The organism is Candidatus Omnitrophota bacterium (assembly GCA_013791745.1).
In the GTDB taxonomy this organism is placed as follows: domain Bacteria; phylum CG03; class CG03; order CG03; family CG03; genus CG03.
In genome coordinates, this window is sequence record VMTH01000139.1 from 1 (window position 1) to 6,961 (window position 6,961).

At 40.5% G+C, this 6,961-nt stretch carries 10 protein-coding genes; 2 read left to right on the top strand and 8 right to left on the bottom strand.

Annotated features, from left to right (window positions below):
• From FP827_06615 to FP827_06645, 7 genes are all read right to left on the bottom strand, one after another.
• Positions 1-209, bottom strand: a 209-nt coding sequence (locus FP827_06615) for a winged helix-turn-helix transcriptional regulator (GenBank protein ID MBA3052740.1), incomplete at its 3' end; no start/stop codon positions are given.
• A gap of 606 nt (positions 210-815) precedes the next feature.
• Complete coding sequence (locus FP827_06620) at positions 816-1,274, bottom strand: GNAT family N-acetyltransferase (GenBank protein MBA3052741.1); 459 nt, start codon at positions 1,272-1,274, stop codon at positions 816-818.
• A 70-nt stretch (positions 1,275-1,344) separates the two neighbouring features.
• Positions 1,345-1,665 carry an arsenic metallochaperone ArsD family protein gene (locus FP827_06625; GenBank protein ID MBA3052742.1) on the bottom strand — a complete coding sequence of 107 codons (321 nt, stop codon included), beginning with the start codon at positions 1,663-1,665 and terminating at the stop codon, positions 1,345-1,347.
• A 62-nt stretch (positions 1,666-1,727) separates the two neighbouring features.
• Positions 1,728-2,513, bottom strand: coding sequence for a hypothetical protein (locus FP827_06630; GenBank protein ID MBA3052743.1), 786 nt, complete (start codon positions 2,511-2,513; stop codon positions 1,728-1,730).
• Complete coding sequence (locus FP827_06635) at positions 2,513-2,998, bottom strand: hypothetical protein (protein ID MBA3052744.1); 486 nt, start codon at positions 2,996-2,998, stop codon at positions 2,513-2,515. Before FP827_06635 ends, FP827_06630 begins: the two co-directional genes overlap by 1 nt.
• Positions 2,999-3,216: 218 nt before the next feature.
• The gene (locus tag FP827_06640) at positions 3,217-4,515 is read right to left on the bottom strand and encodes a permease (protein MBA3052745.1); all 1,299 of its coding nucleotides are present in this window, start codon (positions 4,513-4,515) and stop codon (positions 3,217-3,219) included.
• A gap of 131 nt (positions 4,516-4,646) precedes the next feature.
• Positions 4,647-4,985, bottom strand: coding sequence for a metalloregulator ArsR/SmtB family transcription factor (locus FP827_06645; GenBank protein MBA3052746.1), 339 nt, complete (start codon positions 4,983-4,985; stop codon positions 4,647-4,649).
• 348 nt (positions 4,986-5,333) lie between these two features.
• Between FP827_06645 and FP827_06650 the strand changes: the two genes are divergently transcribed.
• Positions 5,334-6,083, top strand: coding sequence for a HesA/MoeB/ThiF family protein (locus tag FP827_06650; GenBank protein MBA3052747.1), 750 nt, complete (start codon positions 5,334-5,336; stop codon positions 6,081-6,083).
• Complete coding sequence (gene thiS / locus FP827_06655) at positions 6,080-6,277, top strand: sulfur carrier protein ThiS (protein ID MBA3052748.1); 198 nt, start codon at positions 6,080-6,082, stop codon at positions 6,275-6,277. The genes FP827_06650 and thiS overlap by 4 nt, the downstream gene beginning before the upstream one ends.
• A gap of 96 nt (positions 6,278-6,373) precedes the next feature.
• Here the strand turns inward: thiS and FP827_06660 are convergent, their stop codons facing one another.
• Complete coding sequence (locus FP827_06660; protein MBA3052749.1) at positions 6,374-6,949, bottom strand: RNA polymerase sigma factor; 576 nt, start codon at positions 6,947-6,949, stop codon at positions 6,374-6,376.
• Positions 6,950-6,961: the final 12 nt, after the last annotated feature.

A 6,961-nucleotide genomic window follows, 5' to 3' on the forward strand; every position in this document is an offset into this window, starting at 1 on the left:
ATTGTGCTTATATTATAATCTAATTTTTTTTCATCAAGTATTGCCGTAAATTTTTCAATTACTCCTGTTTTTTTAAGTTTATTTAATCTTGATAATGTAGCCGCCGGTGAAAGCTTTATTTTTTTTGCCAATTCTTTATTTGTTATAGAAGAGTCTTTCTGAATCAACCCCAATATTTTATAGTCGCATTTATCCAAATTATATTTCATAATTTATCCTTTTATATATATTTTATTTTGCTCTTTTTGATTATTGCAATATTATATTTGGTTTGTCAACCCTATATAAGAATTAATATCTTTTTGGGATTTTTATTAAAGAATGCCCTCGATAAAACTAGGTGACTTTGAAATTTCTATCAAGGGATTTTCAGAATGATATCAATGAAATAGATTCATTTGTTGAGTAATAATATTTCCTTACGAAGCATTTTCATTGACGCTCGTGCGCTTCCCGACATTACCGTCGGGATAAACTCCATTTCCCGGGCGCCAGCTGGGTGTGGTTTGCTCAGAATATGATGCCAGCGCGCAGAAGGAGAGTCGGTGAAAGTGAGACGGAGTAGTCAGTATTTCCGCCTGTCGGGGCAGACAAAAAGCCTATTTCATATACAAACATTGTTCCTGTGCTGCTTAAAACCAGTATTTCCAGTGACGGCTTTACAATAAGATATTCTGTGCTGTCCACGTAATAATTGCCAGGCATACTGCCGTAACCAAGAGTTATTCCAGGACGCAAGATTACATTGCCCCCCTCATTTTTGAAGACAGCTTTGTGGAAAGAATGGGGACGGTGCTTTACAATCATTTCTGTATTTATGCATTTTTTTCCATATAAAAAACCCTGATATCACCACACCCATATTTTTCTATCTTGTAAATACTATAGCCCAATTTTTGATATAGCAGGATGTTCTTATCGCTTTTGGAACCAACAAAAAGATCAAATTTCTCTGGAGTATAGCATTTCTCAATTTCGTTCATTAAAGCACTTCCAATTCCTTTATTTTGCATATTTGGATGAACAGCCAATTTCCCAATATAACATACGCCATTATTTTCATGAGCACGAACTGTTCCAATAATTTCACCTTCGCAAATAGCTTTTAAAAATACATGCCCTTCAAATTGTTCTTGCACTTCCCTGGTGGTTTGTTTAAGAGGCTGAATGTCATAATTATTATATCTCTCAGCTTCGCTCTGATAAGAAAGTTTTTGCAATTTTAAGATTTCTTCTGCATCTTTGATTTCCGCTCTTAAAATTTTATATTTCATTCTGCGGTTTATTCAGATAATATTATAGCCTCTTCTAAGATGTGGTAGAAAACAATAACTTTAATATCCTTTACAGCTTGCTTTTTATTGCAGATACAACATCAGCTGTTGCTGACTGCCCCATACAAGCCACTTCATCATCTATGGTTATCACAGGCACTATCTTGTTGCCAAATGAACTTAAAAGCTTAAATACCTGCGGATTATCCTGAGGATTATTCATTTTCTGAATATCGTAAACCTGCACCTCAAGTCCAAGGTCTTCTATCGCCTTCTTTAGAGAAGATACCTCCTGTTCGTCCTGACCGATTGATCCACAGCAGGTCGATTGCTCGCCGCATGGAAACTGCTTTTCCATGGTGAATATTTTTGCTGTTTTCTGCTCTGACATAACGTATTACCTCCTTTCAATACTTGGCACTCTAACTCCGCTTACCAGCGGCTTATATCTCATTATTTACAACTTGAGGGGGCGCACCCTCCTGACCCGCAAGAAGAGAGAAGAGTTCTCATTAAATTCGCTTTATTGATCTCATCTCCCTCCAATTTAGCGGCTGTTCTACCGGGAGGTATGACGATAAAAACTGTCGTTTCTGATTCGGATGACATCTTGAAATTTTCTCTTAACTTTTCTTCATTTTTATCATCACTGTTTGCATAAACCACGTTGACAGTGCCCTTGAAATTATCCGCCACTGATTTAAGGTCGGTTTTAATCGCGGTAAAATCGGGTTCTTTATTCCCGTGGAAACACAAAAAGACAACGCATCCATCCTGAAGATTCTTAATGAGTTCTGCTTCTTTCAAAGAAACCAGGCTTTCTACCAGATTATTTTTGTCTACTGTCCCGGGGAAATAACCTGTGGCCGCTCCATTCGGGGCTACCACCAGAACTGTCGGGTTCTCCCGTATATTAAAAGAACCTATTAATTCCCGTTCTTTTGGATCATCCATCTTAACTTCGACTATAGCTATTTTTTTTGAGATTCGTTTTTGCTTACCCTTTTTCGACTTCTTTTTTCTGCCGCTTAATTCCTTCTTTGTCTTCTCAAGAACAGCCATCATCTTTTTTCCTTTTTTTGTTTTTAGATCACCGCAACATACGAATATATAATTTTTTTCCTTACCCAACTCCCCTACTTTCCTCCAAGCGGGAGTTTTTATATTTATCCCCGCGCTTGAAGCAAAAGTAAAGATAGCGGAAAAAAGTATAATAAAAACACATCTTTTTATTGTCATCAGCCCCTCCATATGAAAAATATTCCGGAGCCTATGAGCAGGACTCCGGCTACACGCCTGACATAAAACGACCATCTCCCCGCAAATCTGCTTAATAGATCACTGAACAGTCCAATGGCAAAAAGCGGGATGCTCTGACCGATTGCAAAAGTTCCCATGATCAGCGCTCCGTGCAGCGGTCTTCCCTGAATAGCCGCATAAGTTAAAACTATAGGCAGCGCAGGCATGCAACAGGAAGAACCGACTCCTACCATGCCGCCCATGCAGAGACCGAATGTAAAAGGGCCAAGAAACCCTTTTTGCTCCATCTTTGGAATTGCTATATTGGCGGGAAGCTTTATTACTCCGAGGACAAACAGTCCGGCTATTATACAGACCGGGCCGATGAAATACGCCCAATACCTGCCTAATGAATTCTGTAGAGTAAGGCCTGCCATAGAGACTGTTACCCCCAGAACGACCAGCGTGACTATAGAGCCCAGCATAATGAAAAAAGGAAAAAAGGAATAAGGATGCGGCTCTTACGATCTATTCCGTATCCGCTCACGAAACCGGCCACAGCCAGCACAAGAGGCAGACAGCAGGTGATAAACGTCATGCAGGCCAGGAAATCCTAAAAACAAAGTAACGGGATAAGTAAGGAATGATATGTTTTCCAGGTATCCGGCATAATTGGTTATTGTCTCAAACACTAGGATCTCCTTTAAAACAGATTAAATATATATCCTGCAGTCACACAACCGATAAAACTCAAAGCAATATATAAAACCAGGAGCTTTTTTTTAAATGCGGCTGAGAGCATCATTATCGCGGGTATGCTTAAGCCCGGACCGCCCAACAGATAAGCAAGGGTTGCGCCCGGCCCCATCCCTTTAGCAATCAGAGCCATTGCTGTCGGTACCTCAACATAGGTGCACACATAAGCTAAAACAGAAACAATTGAGGCGATAAACACTGAATTAAGCACCTTCCCCCCAACCAGACTAACAATTAAACTTGTAGGAATTAATACCCTGATTGCCCCTGCGATTAGAACTGCCAGGACAAGATAATAATTTAACTGCAAAAATAAATGCCATGAGATCCTGAAGGTTTTGATGATCTTTTTCCCAAATGTCAGGTTTTCACTACCCTGAGGCAAAACAAAACAGGCATTCTGCTGCGCCGACATATCCCGGTTGACAAGCTTCCATCTTCCATCCCCGGTTTTCTCTATAATATCTGCCTCTTCCAATTCCTTCAGCTTATCCAGGTTTTCTGCCCCTGCCTCTTTTAGGTTGATTCCTTCCGCCTTGCCGGCTAGTTTCATACCTATCTGATAAGCGAATTGCTGAACCGCAGGTGAAAGTTTAGGCATAGCGTATACCTTTATCAGGTGCTTTAAACCGCCCCTTCTCTGCCACCAGGCGACTATTGTGCCTACACTCATGGCAATGGCGAATACACCGATAACGCGTGCCAGGGCAAGTTTCTTGCCAAGTAGTCCGGCAGTCATAAATACAGTGGGAATGTTAAGCATTGGGGCTGCTATCAGAAAGGCAAGTGTCGGGCCCAAAGGCACGCCCGCCTCAAGCATCCCTACCAGAACCGGTACGATCCCGCAGGAACAGATAGGAATAATACTGCCTGCCGCGGTAGCCATAAGATTTGCCTTGAATCCGCCATAACCCATTTTTTTCTTAACCGCTTCCCATGAAACGAATACCACCAGACTACCGGCGATGAGCATGCCTATAAGCCAGTAAGGCAGCAGTTCTACTAAAAGAGCGGCTCCTTTTATGATGATATACCAGATAACCAGTGGCATATTACCTAATGGAGGATTCTCTATCTCTGTCAATCTCGCCTCCAGTCCTGTTATATTTTTTGGCTGCAGGAGACCTGCTTTGAACATCCCTGACCATGACAGATCGTTAACTGCCACGTATGCTATCGCGATGGCATAAAGTGCTATTACCAGACATAAAAACAATATCTGCTTTTTCTTATCTGCTGTATCCATTAAGAAGATTTCTCCATTTCCATATAACTAAACCCGCGGCTTGATGTGACTTTTTTCGTTTGATTGTTTTATAAAAATATTCATTGAGAGACTTGAAAACAGCATTTTTGTCTTTCTCAATAGTATTTTCTTCAGCATTTCGATTTCTCTTTCAATCTTTTTTTCAATCTCTTAAAATCACTTATCATAGTTCCGTTATCAGAAAAACACTGTTTTAGACACATCCTGAGATTTTTATCAAGAGTTGTTTCAGCTTCTTTTATTGAATAGTGTATCCACAGACCCTCTCTCCTATCCTCTACTAATCCTACATTTTTTAAATAATAGAGATGGCGGGATATTTTAGATTGAGTGGTATCTAGGACTTTTACCAGATCACAGACACATAATTCGCCATGAATAAGAAGAAGCATTATCCTCAAACGTGTCTCATCAGATAAAGCCTTAAATAGTTTTGTTTCTTTTCGCATATTTTTTCTACTATTCCCGTATATCCGTATACACAGATATAGTATGAAGTATTTGGGTCAGAGTCAAGATTCTGCCTGATTTTCGTGACTGCTCCCTGATTTATTAATTCAATACCACTATAAGCGCATGGATAGTCGCCAGAACCAAAGCCGCAATTCCCAATGCCCTGTGATACTTAAAATTCCACATCAACAGTCCGCTCAAACTCCCAAAAACTTGCGTTCTGCTGGCCTGTGGTGAGACTGTCGAACCACCTGTGGCGAGTGGCAACTATTTTTATTTAGTGCTTGGCTGTAAATCCCCTTTTGACTTATACTTTGCTACAATTAGAACGTAGCGGTAAAAAAATGGAAAGATATAAAAAAAATATCCTGGTCAAAGGCATTGGAGAAGAAGGCCAGAAAAAACTCCTACGATCAAAAGTCGCGGTGGTCGGGATCGGCGGTCTCGGCAGCGCGGTTTCACTATATTTGTCAGCGGCCGGTATCGGGGAACTTATACTCGTGGATAACGATACCGTAGATTTAAACAATTTGCAGCGCCAGATACTCTATGATGAAAATTCAATCGGTTTACCCAAAACACAAGCGGCGAAGAATCGCTTAAAAAGTTTAAACAGCGGGATAAAAATTATTCCAATGAATTTATCGTGGAAAGATGCCGCCGCTAAACTTATAAACGCAAAAACGGATATCATTGTTGACTGTGTTGATAATATGGAAACAAAATTTGATTTAAACGATTTCGCGATACTGTCCAATACGCCTCTTGTACACTCAGGAGTTGTATCCATGCAGGGGCAGATAACAACCATTATACCCGGTAAAACAGGATGCCTCCGGTGCCTCTTCCCTGACAAGATCCCCGACAACACAAGCTCGGATATATTCGGCATACTGGGCCCGGTCGCGGGAAATATGGGCGCATTACAGGCAATAGAAGTTATAAAGCATATTACCGGCGCCGGAAAATGCCTGTCAAATATGATCCTGTTTATAGACTATGCGGAAAACAATTTCAAAACCATAAAATATGAAAAAAACACGGACTGTTCCTGCAGCCGGGTTAATATACATAAGCGCGGGAGTTCAAAATGAATATATTCTTAAACGGGAAGAAAAAAAATATAAAAAAGAAAATTTTAAAAGCCGTATTAAAGAAATTAGAAATTAATACCATAGGCCAGGTCGTATCGGTAAATGACAAAGCTGTTCCCTGGAAAAATTACGGGCAAGTCTCTCTAAAAAATAATGACCGGGTGGAAATTAAAAAATTTTGGGGCGGCGGTTAAACATCCGGGGAATTCATTAAAAACCGGCAGGCGGGCGAATAATCCCTCTATTATATTTTTTTGTCTTTCAACTTATAACTTTTTTTGATTGTTCGCTTAATCGCTATTCAGTCCTTGTTTTAGATTCTGACGGGCCCTGAAAAGAAGAGACTCTACAGACGGCTTTGAACATTTGAGTATTTCAGCGATCTCCTGATAATTTTTATTCTCGTAGGTGCGTAATATGAGCGCCATTCTCTGCTTTGCAGGAAGTCCCTCTAACGCTTTTTCAACACGGATTCTTTCTGATCTATTGTCAATTATTTCTTCGGGAGTGGGGCCTGATTCTTTTAATTCTCTTGGAACATCTCCATCAGTCTTTTGAACCGGCTCGTCAATAGAATATGTCAAAGGCGACCTGGCCTCTTTCCGTTTATAATCAATACACAGATTCGCCGCGATGCGGTAAAGGTAAGTGCTCAACTTGGCTGTGGGCTGATACTTCTCTCTTTTCTTCCAAAGCCTGAAAAAAACTTCCTGGGTAATATCCTCGGCTTCTTCCCTGTTTCTTACATACGAATAAATAAAATTCATAAGGCCGGCCGCGTATCTGTCCATAATCTCTTCGAAAATATCAGCGTCTCCGTTATTTATTTTTTCGGCCAGCCCGTTTTCAACGATCGCGTTATTCATAATACTGTTTGC